Annotated in this window: 18 protein-coding genes, 1 tRNA gene, 1 pseudogene and 1 riboswitch; of the genes and pseudogenes, 14 read left to right on the forward strand and 6 right to left on the reverse strand. The window is 69.8% G+C overall.

The features are described from left to right. Positions 1 to 203: 203 nt before the first annotated feature. The 6 genes and pseudogenes from topA to ON41_RS41310 all read left to right on the forward strand — a co-directional run bounded on the left by topA (position 204) and on the right by ON41_RS41310 (position 6,872). Positions 204 to 3,116: a type I DNA topoisomerase gene (gene topA / locus ON41_RS03235; protein WP_051160907.1), complete on the forward strand. Its 2,913-nt coding sequence runs from the start codon at positions 204 to 206 to the stop codon at positions 3,114 to 3,116. A gap of 132 nt (positions 3,117 to 3,248) precedes the next feature. Then, entirely contained in the window at positions 3,249 to 3,770 is a 522-nt protein-coding gene (locus ON41_RS03240; protein WP_040744924.1) for a DinB family protein, read from the forward strand. A gap of 57 nt (positions 3,771 to 3,827) precedes the next feature. After that, positions 3,828 to 5,036: a DNA polymerase III subunit delta' gene (locus ON41_RS03245; protein WP_373281312.1), complete on the forward strand. Its 1,209-nt coding sequence runs from the start codon at positions 3,828 to 3,830 to the stop codon at positions 5,034 to 5,036. Between the two features lie 57 nt (positions 5,037 to 5,093). Beyond that, a tRNA-Thr gene (locus ON41_RS03250) sits at positions 5,094 to 5,169 on the forward strand. 560 nt (positions 5,170 to 5,729) lie between these two features. After that, positions 5,730 to 5,948, forward strand: a pseudogene (locus ON41_RS43965) (CBU_0592 family membrane protein); the annotation flags it as partial. A gap of 168 nt (positions 5,949 to 6,116) precedes the next feature. After that, positions 6,117 to 6,872, forward strand: coding sequence for a hypothetical protein (locus ON41_RS41310; protein WP_157185338.1), 756 nt, complete (start codon positions 6,117 to 6,119; stop codon positions 6,870 to 6,872). On the opposite strand, the gene ON41_RS03260 is transcribed toward ON41_RS41310, so the two are convergent. Both ON41_RS03260 and ON41_RS03265 read right to left on the reverse strand, forming a co-directional pair. Then, positions 6,873 to 7,940, reverse strand: a complete 1,068-nt coding sequence (locus ON41_RS03260) for an NAD(P)H-dependent amine dehydrogenase family protein (protein ID WP_040744926.1) — start codon at positions 7,938 to 7,940, stop codon at positions 6,873 to 6,875. It lies immediately after the preceding gene. 10 nt (positions 7,941 to 7,950) lie between these two features. Continuing rightward, complete coding sequence (locus tag ON41_RS03265) at positions 7,951 to 8,739, reverse strand: SDR family oxidoreductase (protein ID WP_040744927.1); 789 nt, start codon at positions 8,737 to 8,739, stop codon at positions 7,951 to 7,953. Positions 8,740 to 8,854: 115 nt separating this feature from the next. On the opposite strand from ON41_RS03265, the gene ON41_RS03270 reads away from it, so the two are divergent. The 4 genes from ON41_RS03270 to ON41_RS03285 are packed head-to-tail and all read left to right on the forward strand — an operon-like array spanning position 8,855 to position 10,445. Then, positions 8,855 to 9,487, forward strand: coding sequence for a TetR family transcriptional regulator (locus ON41_RS03270; protein WP_040744929.1), 633 nt, complete (start codon positions 8,855 to 8,857; stop codon positions 9,485 to 9,487). 49 nt (positions 9,488 to 9,536) lie between these two features. After that, the gene (locus tag ON41_RS03275) at positions 9,537 to 9,737 is read left to right on the forward strand and encodes a glyoxalase superfamily protein (protein ID WP_157185339.1); all 201 of its coding nucleotides are present in this window, start codon (positions 9,537 to 9,539) and stop codon (positions 9,735 to 9,737) included. Positions 9,738 to 9,777: 40 nt separating this feature from the next. Continuing rightward, on the forward strand, positions 9,778 to 10,221 hold the full coding sequence (locus tag ON41_RS03280; RefSeq protein ID WP_051160915.1) for a DUF2752 domain-containing protein: 444 nt from the start codon (positions 9,778 to 9,780) through the stop codon (positions 10,219 to 10,221). Positions 10,222 to 10,256: 35 nt separating this feature from the next. Beyond that, the gene (locus ON41_RS03285) at positions 10,257 to 10,445 is read left to right on the forward strand and encodes a hypothetical protein (RefSeq protein WP_040744930.1); all 189 of its coding nucleotides are present in this window, start codon (positions 10,257 to 10,259) and stop codon (positions 10,443 to 10,445) included. A 163-nt stretch (positions 10,446 to 10,608) separates the two neighbouring features. On the opposite strand, the gene ON41_RS03290 is transcribed toward ON41_RS03285, so the two are convergent. From ON41_RS03290 to ON41_RS03300, 3 genes are all read right to left on the reverse strand, one after another. Continuing rightward, positions 10,609 to 11,925 carry an aminotransferase class V-fold PLP-dependent enzyme gene (locus tag ON41_RS03290; protein WP_040744932.1) on the reverse strand — a complete coding sequence of 439 codons (1,317 nt, stop codon included), beginning with the start codon at positions 11,923 to 11,925 and terminating at the stop codon, positions 10,609 to 10,611. A gap of 51 nt (positions 11,926 to 11,976) precedes the next feature. After that, a riboswitch (SAM riboswitch) is annotated at positions 11,977 to 12,090 on the reverse strand. 52 nt (positions 12,091 to 12,142) lie between these two features. Further along, positions 12,143 to 12,607, reverse strand: coding sequence for a flavin reductase family protein (locus ON41_RS03295; protein ID WP_083905102.1), 465 nt, complete (start codon positions 12,605 to 12,607; stop codon positions 12,143 to 12,145). Positions 12,608 to 12,778: 171 nt separating this feature from the next. Further along, positions 12,779 to 13,099, reverse strand: a complete 321-nt coding sequence (locus tag ON41_RS03300; protein WP_040744934.1) for a 2-oxo-4-hydroxy-4-carboxy-5-ureidoimidazoline decarboxylase — start codon at positions 13,097 to 13,099, stop codon at positions 12,779 to 12,781. Positions 13,100 to 13,175: 76 nt separating this feature from the next. Between ON41_RS03300 and ON41_RS03305 the strand changes: the two genes are divergently transcribed. Continuing rightward, a complete protein-coding gene (locus ON41_RS03305) occupies positions 13,176 to 13,997 on the forward strand; it encodes a crotonase/enoyl-CoA hydratase family protein (RefSeq protein ID WP_040744936.1) in 822 nt (273 codons plus the stop codon). A 74-nt stretch (positions 13,998 to 14,071) separates the two neighbouring features. Continuing rightward, positions 14,072 to 16,999 carry an AfsR/SARP family transcriptional regulator gene (locus tag ON41_RS03310; protein WP_040744937.1) on the forward strand — a complete coding sequence of 976 codons (2,928 nt, stop codon included), beginning with the start codon at positions 14,072 to 14,074 and terminating at the stop codon, positions 16,997 to 16,999. Between the two features lie 288 nt (positions 17,000 to 17,287). Here the strand turns inward: ON41_RS03310 and ppa are convergent, their stop codons facing one another. Next, a complete protein-coding gene (gene ppa / locus ON41_RS03315) occupies positions 17,288 to 17,779 on the reverse strand; it encodes an inorganic diphosphatase (protein WP_040744938.1) in 492 nt (163 codons plus the stop codon). 145 nt (positions 17,780 to 17,924) lie between these two features. Between ppa and dacB the strand changes: the two genes are divergently transcribed. Both dacB and ON41_RS03325 read left to right on the forward strand, forming a co-directional pair. Beyond that, a complete protein-coding gene (gene dacB / locus ON41_RS03320) occupies positions 17,925 to 19,379 on the forward strand; it encodes a D-alanyl-D-alanine carboxypeptidase/D-alanyl-D-alanine endopeptidase (RefSeq protein WP_051160909.1) in 1,455 nt (484 codons plus the stop codon). 13 nt (positions 19,380 to 19,392) lie between these two features. Next, on the forward strand, positions 19,393 to 20,162 hold a 770-nt coding region (locus ON41_RS03325), incomplete at its 3' end, for an Rv3626c family coenzyme F420 biosynthesis-associated protein (protein ID WP_246829439.1).

Here is a 20,162-nt window from a genome sequence, read left to right on the forward strand (position 1 = left end):
CGTCCGATGCGGTGGGGGACGAGCCGTATCTGGGGCAGTACACTCGACCGAAAACCGGGGCTATCCAACACGCCGCACCAGAGGTGTGGCGGCGCGACACGGTATAAACGTCACTGGCGGGGGGCATCTCTCTCCGCCGTATGCCCCAGCCGCGCGCTGCGCAGCCTGCGCCGCGCGGGTCGACAGGAAAGGTGTGTTCGCCGGTGGCAACACGAGACCGCGGTGCGGCGCCGAAGCCCCAGGCAGCGCCCGACCAGGGCCGCCCCCTGCGTCGTCTCGTCATCGTCGAGTCACCGACGAAGGCTCGCAAGATCGCTCCCTACCTCGGCCGCGGGTACACCGTGGAGGCGTCCGTCGGCCACATCCGGGACCTGCCGCGCGGCGCGGCGGACGTGCCCGCCAAATACAAGGGACAGCCCTGGGCCCGCCTCGGCGTCGACGTCGACAACGATTTCGAACCCATCTACGTGGTCAGCCCCGACAAGAAGGCCAAGGTCTCCGAGCTGAAGACCCTGCTGGCCGACGCCGACGAGCTCTATCTCGCCACCGACCCCGACCGCGAGGGCGAGGCCATCGCCTGGCACCTGCTGGAGACGCTGAAGCCCAAGGTGCCGGTGCGTCGCATGGTGTTCCACGAGATCACCGAGCCGGCCATCCGCGCCGCCGCCGCCGACACGCGCGAGCTGGACAACGATCTGGTCGACGCGCAGGAGACCCGCCGCATCCTGGACCGGCTGTACGGCTACGAGGTCAGCCCGGTGCTGTGGAAGAAGGTCATGCCGCGGCTGTCGGCGGGCCGCGTGCAGTCGGTCGCGACCCGCATCATCGTGCAGCGCGAGCGCGAGCGGATGGCGTTCCGCTCCGCGGAGTACTGGGATATCGCCGCCAAATTCGACACCGGCACCGGCGAGGGCGACGTTGCCAACCCGCGTACCTTCGGCGCCCGGCTGGTCACCGTCGACGGTTCGCGCGTCGCGGGCGGCCGGGACTTCGGGTCCGACGGACAGCTGAAGACCTCGGGCGTCACGGTCCTGGACGAGGGCTACGCCCGGCGCCTGGCCGAGGCGCTGGACGGGGTCGACTTCCAGGTCAGCTCGGTCGAGTCCAAGCCGTACACGCGCCGGCCCTACGCCCCGTTCATGACCTCGACGCTGCAGCAGGAGGCCTCGCGCAAGCTGCGCTTCAGCTCCGAGCGCACGATGCGGGTGGCGCAGCGGCTGTACGAGAACGGCTACATCACCTATATGCGTACCGACTCCACGACGCTGTCGGAGTCGGCCATCGCGGCCGCGCGCTCGCAGGCCACCCAGCTGTACGGCGCGCAGTACGTGCACGCCACCCCGCGGCAGTACACCCGCAAGGTCAAGAACGCGCAGGAGGCCCACGAGGCGATCCGGCCCGCCGGTGACACCTTCGCCACTCCCGGTCAGCTGTCCTCGCGACTGGATACCGACGAGTTCCGGCTCTACGAGCTGATCTGGCAGCGCACGGTCGCCTCCCAGATGGCCGATGCCCGCGGCACCACGCTGACCGTCCGGATCACCGGCCACGCCGGCACCGGCGAGGAGTGCGTGTTCTCCGCGTCGGGCCGCACCATCACCTTCGCCGGCTTCCTCAAGGCGTACGTGGAGAGCGTCGACGAGGATTCGGGCAGCCAGTCCGACGACGCCGAATCCCGCCTGCCCGCGCTGACCGAGGGCCAGGGCGTCACCGCCGCCGAGCTGACCCCGGACGGCCATACGACCAATCCGCCGCCGCGCTACAACGAGGCGTCGCTGATCAAGGCGCTGGAGGAGCTGGGCATCGGCCGCCCGTCCACCTACGCGTCGATCATCAAGACGATCCTCGACCGCGGCTACGTCTACAAGCGCGGTAATGCGCTGGTGCCGTCGTGGGTCGCGTTCGCCGTGGTCGGGTTATTGGAGGCGTACTTCGGCAGACTGGTCGACTTCGACTTCACCGCCGCCATGGAGGACGACCTCGACGCCATCGCCGGCGGGCGCGAGCAGCGCGGAAACTGGTTGTCCAGCTTCTACTTCGGCGGCGAGCACGGGGCCGAGGGCTCGGTCGCGCGCTCGGGCGGCCTGAAGAAGATGGTCGGCGGGCAGCTCGACGACATCGACGCCCGCGAGATCAATTCCATCAAGATGTTCACCGACGACGAGGGCCGCGATGTCGTCGTCCGGGTCGGTCGCTTCGGCCCGTATCTGGAGCGGATGGTCGTCAACCCCGATGACCCCGACGGTGATCCGGTCTCGCAGCGCGCCAACCTGCCCGACGATCTGCCGCCCGACGAGCTGACCCCAGAGGTCGCGGAGAAGCTGTTCTCGACCCCGCAGGAGGGCCGTACCCTCGGCAACGATCCCGAGACCGGGCACCGGATCGTGGCCAAGGAGGGCCGTTTCGGGCCGTACGTCACGGAGATCCTGCCCGAGCCGGAAGAGGACGCGAGCGCCAAGAAGGGGTCGAAGAAGGCGGCCGGTCCCAAGCCCCGCACGGGTTCGCTGTTCAAGTCGATGGACCTGTCGACGATCACCCTCGACGACGCCCTGCTGCTGCTGTCGCTGCCGCGGGTGGTCGGCAAGGATCCCGAATCCGGCGACGAGATCACCGCGCAGAACGGCCGCTACGGCCCGTATCTGAAGAAGGGCACCGATTCCCGGTCGCTGACCAGCGAGGATCAGATCTTCTCGGTCACGCTGGAGGAGGCGCTGAAGATCTACGCCGAGCCCAAGCGCCGCGGCAGGCAGGCCGCCAGCGCCGCGCCGCTGCGCGAACTCGGCGCCGATTCCGCCAGCGGTAAGCCGATGGTCATCAAGGACGGCCGGTTCGGGCCGTACGTGACCGACGGCGAGACCAACGCCAGCCTGCGCAAGGGCGACGAGGTCGAGTCGATCACCGACGAGCGCGCCTCGGAGCTGCTGGCCGACCGCCGCGCCAAGGGCCCGGTGAAGAAGACGGCCCGCAAGACCGCCAAGAAGGCACCCGCCAAGAAGACCGCGGCGAAGAAGACCACGGCCAAGAAGACGACCGCGAAGAAGACCGCCGAGAAGTCGGCCACCAAGGCGACGGCCGCGAAAACCGCTGCGAAGAAGGCGACTTCGTCGAAATCCTGACCTCCGCACCGCGCGGCACGCGGGCATCCGGCGCGCCGACCCCGATAGCGGAAATCGGACGGTGTCCGATTTCCGTCGATATTGTGCCGTAGCCTGGCCGCCATTCGGGCACGCCCAGCGGAAGGACTTCCCATGACCGCTTCGATCGACCAAGCCGTCCAGGAACGCGAGACCCTGATCGAGATGCTGGCGAGCCAGCGCGACCTGTTCCGAATTACGTTGCGGGACATCGATGATGACCAGGCCCGGCAGCGTTCGACGGTCAGCGAGCTGACGCTGGGCGGCCTGCTGCACCATCTCGTGCACGTCGAACAGCACTGGACGACGGTCATCGTGGAGCGCGACGAGGACGCGGAAATCGATGTGTCCCAGTTCGATTCGGAGTACAAGCTGGCGCCGGAGGAGACGGTCGAGGGGCTGCTCAAGGAATGGGATGCGGTGGCGGACAACACCGCCGACCTGATCCGCACGGTCGACAGCCTCGACACCTCGATCCCCACTCCCACCGCCCCGTGGGCGCCCGAACGAGTCTGGTGGACAGTGCGTTTCACCATCCTGCACATCCTCCGGGAGATCTCGCACCACAGCGGGCACGCCGACATCCTCCGCGAGGCGCTGGACGGGGCGAATACGACGCATCAGCGCGCCAACTGAGCCGCCCGGCCGCGCCCGCCGGAGTTGTCGGTGGCGCCGGTTAGTGTGTACGGCGTGGTGGGTGTCTTCGATCGGCTGGTAGGCCAGGATGCGGTCGAGTCCGAGCTGACCGCGGCGGCGGTAGGCGCGCGCAGCGGCGTCGTGTCGTCCGCGATGACGCATTCGTGGCTGTTCACCGGGCCGCCCGGTTCGGGGCGCTCGGTCGCGGCGCTGTGTTTCGCGGCGGCCCTGCAATGCACCGACCCGGGCGCCCCGGGCTGCGGGCACTGCCACGCCTGCACCACCACCATGGCGGGCACGCACGGCGATGTGCGCCGGGTCATCCCGGAGGGCCTCAGCATCGGCACCAAGGAGATGCGCGAGATCGTGCAGGTCGCCTCGCGCCGCCCGAGCACGGGCCGGTGGCAGGTGGTCCTGGTCGAAGACGCCGACCGGCTGACGGAGGCGGCGGGCAACGTCCTGCTGAAGGTGGTCGAGGAGCCGCCCGAGCGCACCGTCTTCCTGCTCTGCGCCCCCTCCGACGACCCGGAGGACATCTCGGTCACTCTGCGCTCCCGCTGCCGCCACGTGCATCTGGTCACCCCGTCCGTGGAGTCCATCGCCCGCGTCCTCCAGGAGCGCGACGGTCTCGATGCCGAGCGGGCGCAGTGGGCGGCCTCCATCAGCGGCGGTCACGTGGGCCGGGCCCGCCGCCTGGCCACCGACGAGGAGGCGCAGGCCCGCCGCAGGCGCGCACTGGCGCTGGTATCGGCCACCGCCCGCCCCGGCGCGGCCTACACGGCGGCCGACGAGCTGGTGAAGACCGCCGAGGAGGAGGCCAAACAGGTCAGCGCCGCCCGCGACGAGCGCGAGAAGGAGGAGCTGGCGACGGCCCTCGGCGCCGGCGGCACCGGCAAGGGCACCGCCTCGGCCACCCGTGGCTCGGCCGGCGCCCTCAAGGATCTGGAACGCCGCCAGAAATCCCGCGCCACCCGCACCAGCCGCGACTCCCTCGACCGCGCCCTCATCGACGTCGCCGGCCTGTACCGCGACGCCCTGGCCGTCCGCCTCGGCGCCGCCAAACCAGCCCCACCCTCCGGCGTCACCCTCACCCACCCCGACCTCCCCGACCAGATCCGCGAACTGGCCACCGACGTCCGCCCCGAGGGCCTCCTCCGCTCGATCGAGGCCGTCCTCCACTGCCGCGAGGCCCTCGACCAGAACGTCAAACCCCGCTTCGCCGTAGCCGCCATGGTCGCCGGCCTCATAGCCGCCCGCACCCCCTGACCACCCAATTTTCGCGATCCGCCCCCGAGACGATAGACTCACACGGCCGAAAGGCAAGCCGCCTTAGCTCAGTCGGTAGAGCGCTTCACTCGTAATGAAAAGGTCAGGAGTTCGATTCTCCTAGGCGGCTCCAGGTCGGAGGCCCTTCCCGGTTCGCCGGGGAGGGCCTTCGTCTCAGTGTGCCAACAGTCGGGTAGCGCCCTTCACGTCAGCCGTAGAGAGAGTCCTGCGGTGTGTCCTCGCAGGGCGAGGGGCGTGCCGCTGTGGCGCTACTCGAGCCAGGCGCTCGCCGTTGCCCAGACTCTCACCAGTTTTCGTGTTTGCGGTTGAATATCGGCGCCATACTTCTGGCCCATTTTCCGAATTGTCGGACCGGTATACATCCGCCGGAGCGGGAAAGTGGATACGTAGGAAATATACCTATGAGGCCCATTGTAGGTAGTTGATAGGCAATTGGAGTGCTGGGGATCTCTGATAGCCGTTGGACTATTGACCGCCTGGAACCGGCGGCGTATGTTTGCGTCGACTCGGGCGTGATCGGCTGCCCGGTTGTGTATCGCAACAGCTAAAGGGCGACACGATGAATGTCCAGGGTACAGGGGTTTCTGCTACCTTCTCGAATTCCGTCGAGCGTCAGGTCGAAAGTTCGCATTCGATGAATTCGATCTGCTTGTGCCGGAGGGGTCGACGGCAATGAGTCAGATTATTCAGATAGCTGGGGCGTTGATGCTTCTGGCTGGTTTCATCGCGGCGCAGCGTGGAATAACCGACGATGGGTCGATCCTCTACCTGGTGCTGAATACTGCGGGGTCCTCGGTGTTGGCCGTGCTCGCATATGTCGGCAATGATTGGGGATTCCTTCTTCTGGAGGGGACGTGGGCGGTGGTCTCGACGGCCTCGTTGTACACGGCGTGCCGGGGGCGGCGGCCGGGGCGGCGGTTCGGTGACGTCCCGCCGGGTTGTGCTGTTGTGGTGCGTGGCGACGAGTTGAGTCACCCCGATCGGCTCATTCATCTCTTCCGAGACTCGTATATGGGCTCCCAGGGACGGCAATGGCTACAACCCCATGTGCTGTGGTGGATGCTGACATTCCTGCGCGACAACGGCGTCCGGGCAGATCTCCGAATGCTCGATACACCGGAACTGGCGGGGCGCGCCGCCACGATGGCATTACCGCCCAGTCATCAGCCGGTCGCGCCGACGGGGCACGCGGAGTTGAATTTCCGGCTGTGGTGGTCGATTCTGGGCGATATCGCGCGGGCCGTGCACGGCCCGCGATGGTCGCGCCTGCTGGTCGGTAGCGGGGCCGGGTTGCCGGACGCGGCCGAATTGGAACGGCGAGCGTATCAACTCGGACTGCGACCCTGGATGTCGAGCGCGACATTCGAGGAACTGGTCGGTATCGCTCGGTCGCTGGCCATTGTCGGGGAGCATCGGGGCCCGCGTCGGGTAGATGCCGAGGAGATCATGCTCCGCGTTCTGCTTCCCGAATTGCTGACGGCCGAAATGTATTGGCTCCACACCCCACAGGGACGGCAGCGTCGCGGCAATTACCGGCCGACCGAGGTCGTGCTGCTGCAACGGTGTGCCCAGGCGCGTCTTCGATCGGCCGACGGACGTTACCTGGATCCGCTGGATCAGATGTACCTCCGCGCCGGTGACCTCCTCGATCGGCTGATACGGCTGGCCGACGACGACCACGATGACGCTACCCGGCGGATCGTGTCGCTCTATGAGGAACTGCTCCGCGCGGAAGCCACGGCCGACGAGAGCCCGGATCGCCGACCGAAGACCGCCACGATCATCCCGAGTCCGACCACCGCCGTGACGCAGTAGTCAGGGGCGCACCAGGCCGCGCCCCGTCGTGAGGGGCAGGTCCACCGCCGTCAGGAGGCCGGAGCGGGCCTCGATGACCGCCGGGACCGCGCTGACCAGGCGGGCCGCGGTGCCTACCAAACCTGCTTTGGCGTGGTCGCCGTCGGAGTAGAGCTGGAGGTCGAGTTGGTAGTCGGGCTCGCCTTTGACTTCTACTCGGTAGCAGCCTTTTCCGGTGGGCTGGGGCCAGTCGGGGGCCAGGTCGGGGTGGAGGCGGGTGATGTGTTCGAGGACGATGACCGCTCGGCCCGAACGCATCCCGTTGACTTGGAAGCGCAGTGCGGCGGCGGTGCCTGCGGCAATGGGGCGGCCCGCGACCTCGAGCGGTTCCGGGGCGGGCAGACGCTCGAAATGCTGTGTCACGTCGTCCAATTCGACGTCGAGGGCGGCGGCGAGTTGGCGTACGACGCTGCCCCAGGCCAGGGTCAGGACGCCGGGCTGGAGGAGGAGGGGCAGGTCCTCGAGGGCGCTGCCGAAGCCCATGATGTCGAACAGGACCTTCGGGTTGTCGTAGGTGGAGTAGTCCATCAGCTCGGAGCACACGATCTTGTCGATGCGCTCGCTGCCGCTGGTCAGCAGCAGGGGCAGCCAGTCGTTGGCCCAGCCGGGGTCGATGCCGTTGACCCACAGGGACGCGCCGCCCTCCTCGGCGGCCTCGACTATCGGGTCGATGATCTCCGAAGGGACGGTGCCGTAAGGGAACTGGAGGAATACCGGGCTGCTGGACACCACGTTGATGCCGGCTCGCAGGAACGTCTTCAGATCCTCGACCGCCTCCATGAGCCGGTCGTCGGCCATGGCCGTGTGCACGATGCAGTCGGGCTTCAGGGCCAGCAGGGCCGCCGCGTCGGTGGTGGCGACGACGCCCGTCGGCTCGTCCAGTCCCGCGAGTTCCGCGGCGTCCTTACCGTCCTTGTCCGGCCCGGAGACCCAGACGCCCGCCAATTCCAGTTCGGGGCGGGCGATGATGGACCGCAGCGCCCACCGCCCGACATTGCCGGTGCTCCACTGCACTACGCGATAGGTCATCGGGGTCTCCTCACAGATCCGGAAGTCCGAGTTCGAGATTCGGGCTCTCGATGCCGCCGTCGACCTCGATCACCTTCCCGGTGACATAGCCCCCGGCCCGTGAACTGAGATAGACGATGGCGGCGGCGATCTCCCACGGCTCGCCGAGGCGGTGCAACGGCGTGGCCTGCTCCATGCGCTCCTTGATCGCCGGCTGCTGCGCGACGACGTCCAGCGCCGAGGTGAGCACGGAACCGACCGCGATCGCGTTGACCCGGATGCGGGGCGCGAGATCCGTTGCGGCCAGGCGGGTCCAGTGCGCCAGCGCGGCCTTCGCGGTGCCGTAGGCGAGGAAGCCGCGGCCCGGCGAGCGGCCCATCATCGACGAGATGTTGACGACCGAGCCGCCGTCGCCCTTCAACATGTGCGGTACGGCCGCCTGTGTAAGAGCGTGCGCTGTGGAGACATTGAAGCGAAATGCCTCCTCGAGGAATTCGGGCGATGTGGTCAGGAAGGTGTTCGGCATCGTGCCGCCCACGTTGTTGACCACGATGTCGAGGCGGCCCAGTTCGGCCGCTGCGATATCGGCGAAGGCCGTCACCGACGAGAGATCCGACAGATCGCACGGCACCGTGACGACCCGGCGGCCGAGCGCGCGAATCTTGCCCGCCACCTCGTCCAGCTGGGCGGCGGTGCGGGCGGCGATGGCGACGTCGGCGCCGGCCTCGGCGAGTGCGAGCGCGGTGGCGGCGCCGATGCCGCGCCCCGCGCCGGTGACGACGGCGACGCGGCCGTCCAGGCGGAAGGTGTCCAGGATCATCGCGAGGCGACTCCTTGTCCGGAAGTGAGCACGGTCACAACGCAGTGTTAAGAACAGGATCTTAATTGTCAAGGAGTTGTTCTCAACATGCTGCTCGAGGCGCTAGTGTTCTCCTGTGGAAACGACGACTGCGCGCGAGCGGCTGATCAGCGCGGCGGAGCGGTTGATCGCCGAGCGCGGCCAGGCCGTGCCGTCGCGCGATATCGCGGCCGCGGCCGGACAGCGCAACAATTCCGCGATCCAGTACCACTTCGGCTCGCGGGACGCACTCGTCGCGGCGGTGGTCGAGCATCGGCTCGCCACGCTCGAGGTTCGCCGCCTGGAACTGCTTGCGGAACAGGCGGGTTCGCGCGCCGGGGATTCGGTGCACGCGCTGCTGGAGGCGCTGGTGATCCCGATGTTCGAGCTGAGCACCGTCCACGGGATCGACCACTACGCCCGGTTCCTGGAACAGATCCGGACGCATCCGGCCGTCACGGACGCGGCCAACCTCGACAGCGAGCGGCGCACCTCGGTGCGGGTGATCATGCGCGGACTCCAGCGGGCCCTGCCGGAACTCCCGGCGCGGCTGCGCATCCGGCGGCTGCGCTCGCTGCCGACCGTCCTGTTCGCCCTGCTCGCGGACCACGAACGGGCCGTCGAATCGGGCCGGGTGCGGGCCGACGACCGGGCGGTCTGGGGCGAGGTGATCGATATGCTCGCGGGAACCCTCACCGCACCGGTCGTCGAGCGTGCGCACACGCGGTGACACCCGCCGCGGATATGCCCAGCTGTCCCGGGCCTCGGCGGTCATTCATGTGAGCGAACACCACGGTGACGGGACGCCGGGCACGGTGCTGTGGATCGCTGTGGAGGATATCCACGCCTGGCACGCCGAACTGGCCGCCAAGGACTACGGCTACGCCCGGCCCGGCCCGCCCGAGGACGGTCCCGGCGGGCCGGGCTTCTCCGCCGTCGATCCGTTCGGCAACGAACTGCGGTTCGCGCAGTCCGGTTGACGTGGCGTATCCACAGGTGCGGCGGCTACCGTGGACGACTGTGGATATCGCGCAGGCACCGGCCGCCGGAACCCGCCCGGGCTGGCGGGGTCTCGGCCAGCCGCTCCTCGTGGCCGGCGCCGCGGTCGGCGCGGCCACCCTGCTGCACTTCCGGGATCCGCATGTGTCCGGGTCCTACAGCATCTGCCCGTTCTATGCGCTGACCGGATGGTGGTGTCCGGGGTGCGGCGGCTTGCGCGCGATGCACAACCTCACCGACGGCCGCCTTCTCGACGCCGTGCAGAGCAATGTGCTCTTGGTGCCGCTGCTGATCGGCTTCGTGGTGTGGTGGGTGGACTGGTCGCGGCGGCGGATGCGCGGGCAGGCGGAGCGGGTTCTCCCGTTCCGGATCGGCCGGACCCAGCTCTGGGTGATCCTGGCCGCGCTCACCGTCTTCACCGTCTTCCGCAATACCCCGTGGGGACACTGGCTGGCACCGGTCTGACCCGGCCTCGACCCCGGGCCTGGCATGCTGGCGATATGGCTGATTCGCTGAAAGCACGGGTGCGCGAGAAGCTGCTGCGCCAGCTGAACGAGGACGGCGCACCGGATCCCGAACAGGACGATCCGCGCCAGATCTCGGTCGAGGACGATCTGGAGGCCCTCGCCGCCGTCGCCGACGACGATCCGCTCGTGGAGGAACTCGCCGCCCGCTACCTGGTCCCTTGACGCACCGGGCGAATCCGGCCGAGTCGGGGCGTGAGGTGTCTGCCCCTCGGCGATGGGGCCGATCTGTGGATCGGACCCGAGGGCGGATTCGACGCGCGGCGGGATCTCGCCGCGCTTTCCCGAGCCAATTGTGTTGACGTGGAAGGGACTCCGGTGCCGCGGATCAGAACGTGCAGGGCGCGGCGCCCGCGGCATCCGGTGTGAGGCCGGGCCGAGTCTCCGGCGACGGATTCCAGCGGCCGTCGGTGCGGGTGTAATTCCAGCCCGTACCCCGGTCGGCCAGCGCGCGGACCGCGTCGATCAGGCGGTCGACATCGTCGGACGAGGTGCCCAGGCCGATACTGGCGCGGACGGCGCCGTCGACGCCGAGCCGGTCCAGCAGCGGGTGCGCGCAGAAACGGCCGTCGCGCACGCCGATACCGTGCTCGGCCGACAGATACGCCGCGACGTGCCCCGGTTCGAACCCGTCCAGGGTGAACGCCACGATGCCGACCCCGTCGGCGCTGTCCGACCAGATGCGCAGGAATCGCACTCCCGCAACGGTTTCCAGGCCCTCGCGCAGACGCTGGGCCAAACGCAGCTCATGGTCGGCGACGGTGCGCTCGTCCAGTTCGCCCAGGGTGTCGCAGGCGGCGGCGAGCGCGGCCACGCCCAGCACGTTCGGGGAACCGGCCTCGTGCCGCTGCGGCGCCTGCGCCCACTCGGCATCGGTCGCGGTGACCTCCCGCACCGCCCCGCCCCCGGCGAGATACGGTGCGGCGCTGTCGAGCCAGTCCCGGCGGCCCACCAGGACACCCGCGCCGAACGGCGCGTACAGTTTGTGTCCTGAGAATGCCAGGTAGTCGATCCCGCTGTCGCGCAGGCTGATTCGGCGATGGGGCGCCAGCTGGGCCGCGTCGACCAGGATGCGGGCGCCGCACTGGTGCGCGACGGTGGCCAGCCGCTCCAGCGGCAGCACCTCGCCCGTGACATTCGACGCACCTGTAACCGCAAGCAGCGCAGCGGGTTTGGTGCACAGCTCGGCGACCAGCCGGCGGATGGTCTCCTCGATCGTCGCGGCGGCCCGCACCACCCGGCGGCCGTGGCGCGTCCACGGCAGGAGATTGGCGTGGTGCTCGATATCCAGGACCACCGTGTCGCCGGGCACGCAGGAGGCCAGCAGGTTCAGCGAATCGGTGGTGTTGCGGGTGAAGACGACCACCTGGTCGTCGGCGCAGTTCAGGAACCGGGACACCGAACCGCGGGCGGCTTCGTAGCAGTCGGTCGAGATCCGCGAGGCGTATCCCGCGCCGCGATGCACGCTGGCGTAGTACGGCAGCAGTTCGGTCACCCGGTCGGTGACCTGGGCGAGAGCGGGGGCGCTGGCGGCGTAGTCGAAATTGGCGTAGGTGCGAGTTCCGCCCTGCACCAACGGAACTCGCAGATCGCATCCGGAGACGCGGGCGAGGGCGGCACAGGTCCGATCGAGTACGGCGGTCATCACAGGATCCCTTCGAGGGCCAGGGACTCCGCAGGGGAAAACGGTATGAGGAGTCCGCGCTTGCCGTGCCCGGTCGGGCTGCGGCCAGGTCGTCACCCGGAGCACCCCACCGCGGAGGAGGGTTGCCGACCAGCGAGCCGGGGCTTGACGCTGGCACTCATGACCTAGAGCCGAGATTGGCAGACGTGGCCGGGCCTTGTCAACCTGCGAGTGGGATTCAGTCCAGCCCGGTCGGCCGATGGTATTCGCCGTTGTAGTAGAGGAGCGGCGCGGCGATGGGCTCGTCGGCGGTGTTGTCGTGCACCCGGGTCGCCAGGCCCACCACCAGGGTGTGATCGCCCACGGCGATGAGTTGGTGCACGGTGGCGCGGACCCAGATCGGGGTGCCGTGCAGGACGGGCTCGCCGGTTTCCAGGCGGGTCCACAGCGACTGATCGGTGAACCGATCCTCGGCGGCGCGGGAGAACCGCTGCGCCAGGTGCCGCTGATGTTCGCCGAGGAAGTGCACCACCACGGAGTCCGCGTCGAGCATGGCCTCGATGCTGGAGGAGGTGTGCGCGATATTGAACGAGATCAGCGGCGGATCCAGCGACAGCGAGGCGAACGAGGTGGCGGTGAAGCCCACGGGCCGGGTGTCGGAGTCGAGTGTGACGATCGTGACACCGGACGGATAGTGCCGCATGGCGGAGCGGTACTGCGACGCGGTGATCCCGCTCAGGTCGTCGGGTACCTCGAGTCCGGCTTCGAAGGACGCGTCGGAAGAACTGCTCACGGTTCCAACCTACGTCGTCTCGCGCGCCGATATTCCGGCTCGTGGCCCGGCCGCCCCGACGGCCGGGCCCGATGCGGGTCCTCAGCGGTCGGGGTAACCGCTCGGTGGCTCGATCATCCGGCCGATCCGGTCACGGGTGATACGCGCCGCCAGTTCCGGCGACCGTTCCCCGGACTCGTCGTGCGCGAGGGAGTCGAGAATGCGGTCCAGATCGGCGCTGGACAGCGCCGATAGTTCGACATCCGAGGCCGCGAGTAACGTCGCTAGATCAGGATAGGGCCGGGCGTCGGCGATCTTCTCCGCCCACGTGACGGCGCAGCAGCACTCGTACAGCGCATGGACAGCGCGAGTGCGGGAGAGCGAATTGAATCGCTCCAGGCCGATGCCCTTGTGCATCAACATGGTGGCCTCCGGGAACCGGTGGCGGCGAATCCTGAGGCCTCGATGATCCCACGGTCCGGCCCGCTACGCTGGGCGAATGACCGAATGGAAGGCCTTCACCGTCGAGAGCAAGGATCACGTCGCGCGGGTGACGCTGATCGGGCCGGGCAAGGGCAATGTCATGGGTCCCGACTTCTGGCGGGAGCTGCCGCTCATCTTCGGCGAACTCGAGGCCGACCCCGAGGTGCGCGCGATCGTGATCACGGGCGCGGGCCGGAACTTCTCCTACGGCCTCGACCTGCAGGCGATGAGCCCACTGTTCGGTCCGCTGCTGGCCGACCGGGCCCTGGCCGGGCCGCGCACCGAATTCCTCGGCGAGATCCGCCGTTTGCAGGCCTCGGTGACCGCCGTCGCCGACTGCCGCAAACCCGTGATCGCCGCGATCTCCGGCTGGTGCGTCGGCGGCGGGCTGGACCTCATCGCCGCCGCCGATATCCGGCTGGCCAGCGCCGACGCCAGCTTCAGCCTGCGCGAGGCCAAGGTCGCCATCGTGGCCGACGTCGGTTCGCTGCACCGGTTGCCCGGCATCATCGGCGAGGGCCATCTGCGCGAACTCGCCTATACCGGCAAGGACATCGACGCGGCGCGGGCGGAGAAGATCGGCCTGGTCAACGACGTCTACGCCGATCAGGCGGCCGTGCTGGACGCGGCGGACGCGATGGCGCGCGAGATCGCGGCCAACCCGCCGCTGGTGGTGCAGGGCGTCAAGGACGTGCTCGATCAGCCCAAGGCTGGAAAGGTCGCCGACGGGTTGCGCTACGTCTCGGCGTGGAACGCGGCGTTCCTGCCGTCGGAGGATCTCACCGAGGCCATCCAGGCCGTGTTCGAGAAGCGGTCGCCCGAGTTCAAGGGTCGCTGACTTCCCGGTATCCATACGGTCGTTCAAATCGATCGTCTACGGTCACTGCACAACGAACACTGTTGGACAGGACCATGCTGAAGTTTGCCGTGCTGGGTGAGGTGCGTGCTTGGCGCGGCGAGAATCCGCTGGATCTCGGGCCCAAGCAGCGTCGCGCCGTGCTCGCGGCGCTGCTGTTGCGGCGCGGTCGCTCGGCGACGGTCCCCGAGTTGGTCGGCGACGTCTGGGGCGAGCGGGCCACCGCGAGCGCGGTCGGCGCCCTGCGCAATCACATTCTGCATCTGCGCAAGACGCTGGAACCCGAACGGCATTCGGGCGCCGCGCCGGCCGTCCTCGTCGGATTCGCCGGCGGGTACGCGCTGCGACTGCCCCCGGCCGCGGTCGACGTCGAACTGGCCGAGCAGTACGCGACCGAGGCCGAGCGCAGCGCCGACGCCGGTCGGGCGCGGAGCCGATTACAGGACGCGCTGGCGCTGTGGGCGGGCACGCCGCTGTCCGGGCTGCCCGGACCGCACGCCGAACGGCTGCGCACCCAGCTGGTGGAACGCCGGCTGAGCCTGCTGGAACAGCGGCTGGAGGCGGATCTGCGGCTGGGCCGGCACGCCGAGGCGATCGCCGAACTGCGCCCGCTGGCCGCCGAACATCCGCTGCGCGAGAAGACCCGCGAACTGCTGATGGCCGCGCTGTATCACGCCGGTCGCCAGGCCGAGGCCCTGGAAGTGTTCGCCGATACCCGCCGCACCCTCGTCGACCTGCTGGGTATCGAACCCGGGCCGCGGCTCACCGATCTGCACCAGCGCATCCTGCGTTCGGAACTCGCGCCGCCGCGCGCCGCGGCGGTGGCCGAGGAGATGCGGGTGGCGCAGTTGCCCGCCGATATCGCCGACTTCACCGGACGCGACGACTGCGTGCGGCGCATGGTCGACTGCCTCACCAACGTCGGCGGCGCGGTGCCGGTCTGCGCGGTCGCGGGGATGGGCGGCGTCGGCAAGAGCACGCTCGCGGTGCACGTCGCGCATCTGGTCCGGGAGCACTTCCCCGATGGTCAGCTGCACGTCGACCTGCACGGCTTCGAGCGCCGCATCTCGGCCGCGGACACCCTGGGCGATTTCCTGCGCGCGCTCGGCGTCCCCGAGGGCGAGATCCCCGCCACGGCGCAGCAGCGCGCCGCCCGGTTCCGCAGCCGGCTGGACGGCCGGCGGGTGCTGGTGGTGCTCGACAACGCGCGCGACGCCGAGCAGGTGGCCCCGCTGATCCCGGGCACGCCCGGCTCGGCGGTGCTGATCACCAGCCGCTCCGCGCTGCCCGAACTGTCCGGGGCGGTCAGCGTCCGGCTCGACGAGATGAGTACCGCGGAGGCGTCGACGCTGCTGGCCCACATCGTCGGCGCCGAGCGCGTCGCCGCCGAGGCCGAGGCCGCCGAGGCGGTGGTGCGCGGGTGCGGGCGGTTGCCCCTGGCCGTGCGGATCGTCGGCGCGCGGCTGGCCAGCCGGCCGCGCTGGACCATCGCCGATGTGGCCGATCGGTTCGCCGACGCCCCGCAGCGACTGGGCCTGCTGCGCACCGGGGACCTGGCCGTCGGCTCGGTCTTCCAGCTCGGCTACGACCAGCTGGAACCGCAGCAGGCCAGGGCTTTTCGCCTGCTCGCGGTGCCGGAGGTGGAGGATCTGCCTCTGCCCGGCGCCGCCGCCGTCCTCGGGCTGGACCGCGACGAGGTCGAGTACCTGTGCGAATCGCTGGTGGATCTGAGCCTGCTCGACGCGACCGCGGCCGGGCGCTACACCCACCACGATCTGCTGCGGCTGTTCGCGCGCGAACTGGGCCCGCTCGACGAGGCCGAGGCGTTGCCGCGACTGCTCGACTTCTACCTGGCCACCACGAAAAACGTGGTGGCGGTGTGCAATCCGGGCACGCGGCTGCCCGAGTATCTGAAATCGACACGGGCGCAGGGACTGTCGTTCGCCGACGGCGCGGACGCGCAGTGCTGGCTCGACTCCGAGCGCCGCAATCTGGTGGCGCTGTTCCGGCAGGCGGCGCGGGTGGGCGGTCCGGCGCTGGCACTCAGCGCCGATCTGGCCTGGGCCATGGCCGAATTGATCGACGGCGGCCCGAACGCGCAGGAGCTGGCGCGGGCGCTGGAGGAACTGCTCGCGGCGGCCCTGTGTGCGGGCGACCGCGGGCTGGAGTGCCGGGTGCGGGTCGCGCTCGGCTCGGTGCTCACCTACGCCCTGGCCCGCATGCGGACCGGTCGCGACCATCAGCGCATCGCGCTGTCGCTGGGCAGCGATTCGGCCGGCGACGCCCGCCTGACCGCCTTCGCGGCCCAGCTGCTGGCCAGCTCCACCCGCATGGGCGTGGAGATCGCCGCCTCGCTCGCGCACGCCGAACGCGCGCGGCGGCTGGCCCGGCGGGTGGGCGATCCCGCGACCGAATGCGTCTGCCTGATCCACGCCGCCAAGACGCTGTCGGATGCCGGGCGCTACGAGGAATCCGTCGAGAGTGCCGAGGCGGGCTTGGAACTGGCCCGGCAGATCGGCAACGACGCCCTGGCCGGGATGGCGCTGCACGAACTCGGCGCCGCGCTCGCCTATCGCGACGAATTCGTCCGGGCCATCGAATTGTGCACGCGCGCGGTGGAATTCGCGCGGCGCAGCGGGATGCGGCTGCGAGTGGGATTCGCGCTGGCCCGGCTCGCGCACGTCCACATGCTGGCGGGACGGCTGGCCGAGGCGGAGCCGATCGCGGCCGAGGCGGTGGAGAACATCACCCGGGCCGCCGGTCCGCTGCATCGCGGCCGCGTGATGCTCCTGCACGGCCTGGTGTTGCAGGGACTGGGCCGGGGCGAGGAGGCCCGGCACGTGCTGCGCGGGACGGCCGAGATCGTGGCGCAGCTCGAGGACGCGGATCTGGTGCAGGAGCGCGTCGACGAGGAATTGGAGGCGCCGGTCATGGCGATTCTGCGGGAACACCTCGACGCGGTGCTCGCCGAGCGGGCCGACTGAGTGGAAGACACGTCATTTTTTCATCATTTCCGCCTCACCTAGCGCGATGACCAGCGCATACAGATTGATGGCGGGGATGCGCGCGGCACGGTGGGCGGGTTAGCGTGTCAGACGCGGATCTCGGTGGCGCACGGCACCATCGGTGCGGGCCGGATCCGAGGTGGCCGGGTACACGCGGCCATCGTCGCACGGGGGGTCGGCGGTGGCAGGTGCGGGTACTCGTCCATCACAGCCCCGAGCGTTCGGCGGGAGCTTCGTGATCCGGAGCTCCCACCGAACGGTCGTGCCTCAGTGGCCGCCCTGCTCCTTCAGCCGGGCGAAGGCCTCGTCGACCAGGGTCTCCGCCTTGGCCCGGCCGTCCCAGCCGTCGACCTTGACCCACTTGCCCGGCTCCAGGTCCTTGTAGTGCTCGAAGAAGTGCTCGATCGCCTTGCGGTCGAATTCGCCGATATCCGAGACGTCCTGGATGTGGTCCCAGCGCTTGTCGCCGGCCGGGACCGCCACGATCTTCTCGTCGCCGCCGGCCTCGTCGCTCATCAGCAGCACGCCGACCGGCCGCGCCTCGACGATCACGCCGGGGTACACCGATTCCGGCAGCAGCACCAGGCAGTCCAGCGGGTCGCCGTCCGAGCCGAGGCTGTTCTCGATGTAGCCGTAGTCGGCCGGATAGACCATAGGGGTGTAGAGGTAACGATCCAGCCGCACCCGCCCGGTCTCGTGGTCGACCTCGTACTTGTTGCGCTGACCCTTGGGGATTTCGATCGTGACGTCGAACTCCACGTCATCTCCTTCGTCTGTGCCTGTGTCCGATGCCCGTCCGGGCTGCCGACTCGCCAGCTTGTTCGGGGAACGCCTGGCGAGGTGAGGATAGTGTGGTCGACGGGCGGACGGTTGCGGCAGGGACGATTAGGGAGACTGCGGTCGAGTGGTAGGTCGAGGTAACAAGAACGTGAATGGTCGTTCCCGGGGGCGCCGCGCTCTGTGGATCAGCGTGCTCACCGGATCGGTCGTCGTGATCGTGGCGGCCGCCGCGGTACTGATCACGGTGCGGCCGTGGACGGAGGAATTCCGGCACGGCGGCCTGCGTATCGCGGCGCTGCCCGCGCCGATGACCCCGTCGCCCCAGCTCGCCGCGGCCTCGCCGTCCGCTCCCGCGCCCACGCCGCAGGGTCTGAGCGCGGCGCTCGCGGGGGTGGCGGGCAGTCCCGACCTCGGCGCGTTCTCGGCGTCGGTGAGCGATCCCGACAGCCGCAACACGCTGTGGAGCGTCGACCCCGGTAAGCCGGTGATCCCGGCGTCCACGGCGAAGGTGCTGACCGCCGCCGCGGCGCTGCTGGTGGTGCCGCCCGACCATCGGGTGACGACCTCGGTGGTGACCGGATCCACTCCGAACGAGCTGGTGCTAATCGCGGGCGGCGATCCCACGCTGACCGCGCAGGCCGACGGCAAGGGCTACTACAAGGACGGCCCGCGGCTGGCCGACCTGGTGGCCCAGGTCAAGGCGTCCGGCCGACCGGCCGACTCGATCGTCGTCGACACCTCCGTCTTCACGGGCCCGGCCTGGCCCGCGGGCTGGGATCCGGCCGATATCGAGGGCGGCTCGTGGGCCCCGATCGAACCGGTCATGATCGACGGCGGCCGCAAGGATCCGCTCGTCGAATACTCCCCGCGCACACCGACTCCCGCGCTGGACGCCGGGCGGCGGCTGGCCGCGGAACTGGGGATGGACCCGGCGAAGGTGCGCCTGGGCTCGGCGCCGGCCGGGGCTGCGGAGGTGGCGAAGGTGCAGTCGGCGCCGCTGCGGGATCGGTTGCAGGAGATGATGATCCACTCCGACGACGTGCTCGCGGAGACGATCGGCCGGGAGATCGCGACCGTCACCGGTAACGAGCGGTCCTTCGCCGGCGCCGCCGCCGCGACGACGACCGCGCTGAGCGCCGCCGGATTCGATACCACCGGGTCCACCCTGCTCGACAACAGCGGGCTGTCCACCGACGACCGGATTCCGGCGCGCCTGCTCGACCGCGTCCTGATGGAGGCGGCCGCGCCGCAGAACGGGACCACGACGGCCGCGCAGCGGGCCACGACAGCGGGCGACTCCGGCTCGCCGCTCTCGCCGCTGCTGGACTACCTCCCGGTCGCGGCCGGTACCGGCTCCCTGGCCTACCGGTTCGTGACGCCCCGCGACCACACCGGCGCCGGATGGGTGCGCGCGAAGACCGGAACTCTCTCGGTATCGAGCGCGTTGGCAGGGTATGTACTGGACAGCGATGGCCGGGTGCTGACGTTCGCCCTGATGTCGAACGACCGGCCGCCGGAGGCGAGCCGGCCGGCCCTGGACGCCATCGCGGCGGCACTGCGCAATTGTGGATGCTCCTGACGGGTGGATGACGATGACCGGACAGCCCGAACGTTCCGAACAGGTGGTGGTCGACGTGGCGACCGGTCAGTTGGTGCACAAGTCCCGCCGCCCGGCGCTGTCCGGCGCCGTGGACTGGCAGCTGGCCGCCCGCACCGGGGCAGCCCTGGTCCCGTCCGGCCCCCGGACCACCCGATACTCCGCCGAACAGGTCGTCACCGAACTGGCCGAGGCGTCGGCCCGCGCGGAGGGGCCGGTGCGCGAGGTGAGCCTGCTGGCCGACGACGGCGCCGTTCCCGAGGCGCGGGTGGTGGACCGGCCCGGCTGGATCCGCGCGGCCGCCGACTCGATGTCCGAACTCACCGGCGGCGGCGAGCCCGAGGGCGGCCGCTTCGCCGGTAAGCCGGCGGGCGTGCAGGCCGGGGCCATGCTCGCCTTCCTGTCCACGGCGATCCTCGGCCAGTACGACCCGTTCAGCGGTCCGGACGGCACGCTGCTGCTGGTGGCGCCGAACATCGTGTCGGTGGAACGCGCATTAGGCGTGTCTCCCAGCGACTTCCGGCTCTGGGTATGCCTGCACGAGGTGACGCACCGGGTGCAGTTCTCCTCGGCCCCCTGGCTCGCCGAGTACATGAAGCACAACGTCGAGGTGCTGGGCGACGTCGGCGACGAGCCGCTCGACCAGCTGCTGTCGCGGCTGCTGGAAGAGGTCCGCGAGCGCCGCCGCCGCACGAACGACGACGATCCCGCGAACCGCGGCGTACTCGGACTGCTGCGGGCCACGCAGGCCCCGGCGCAACGCGA

This window comes from Nocardia transvalensis NBRC 15921 (assembly GCF_000308875.1).
Lineage (GTDB): Bacteria > Actinomycetota > Actinomycetes > Mycobacteriales > Mycobacteriaceae > Nocardia > Nocardia transvalensis.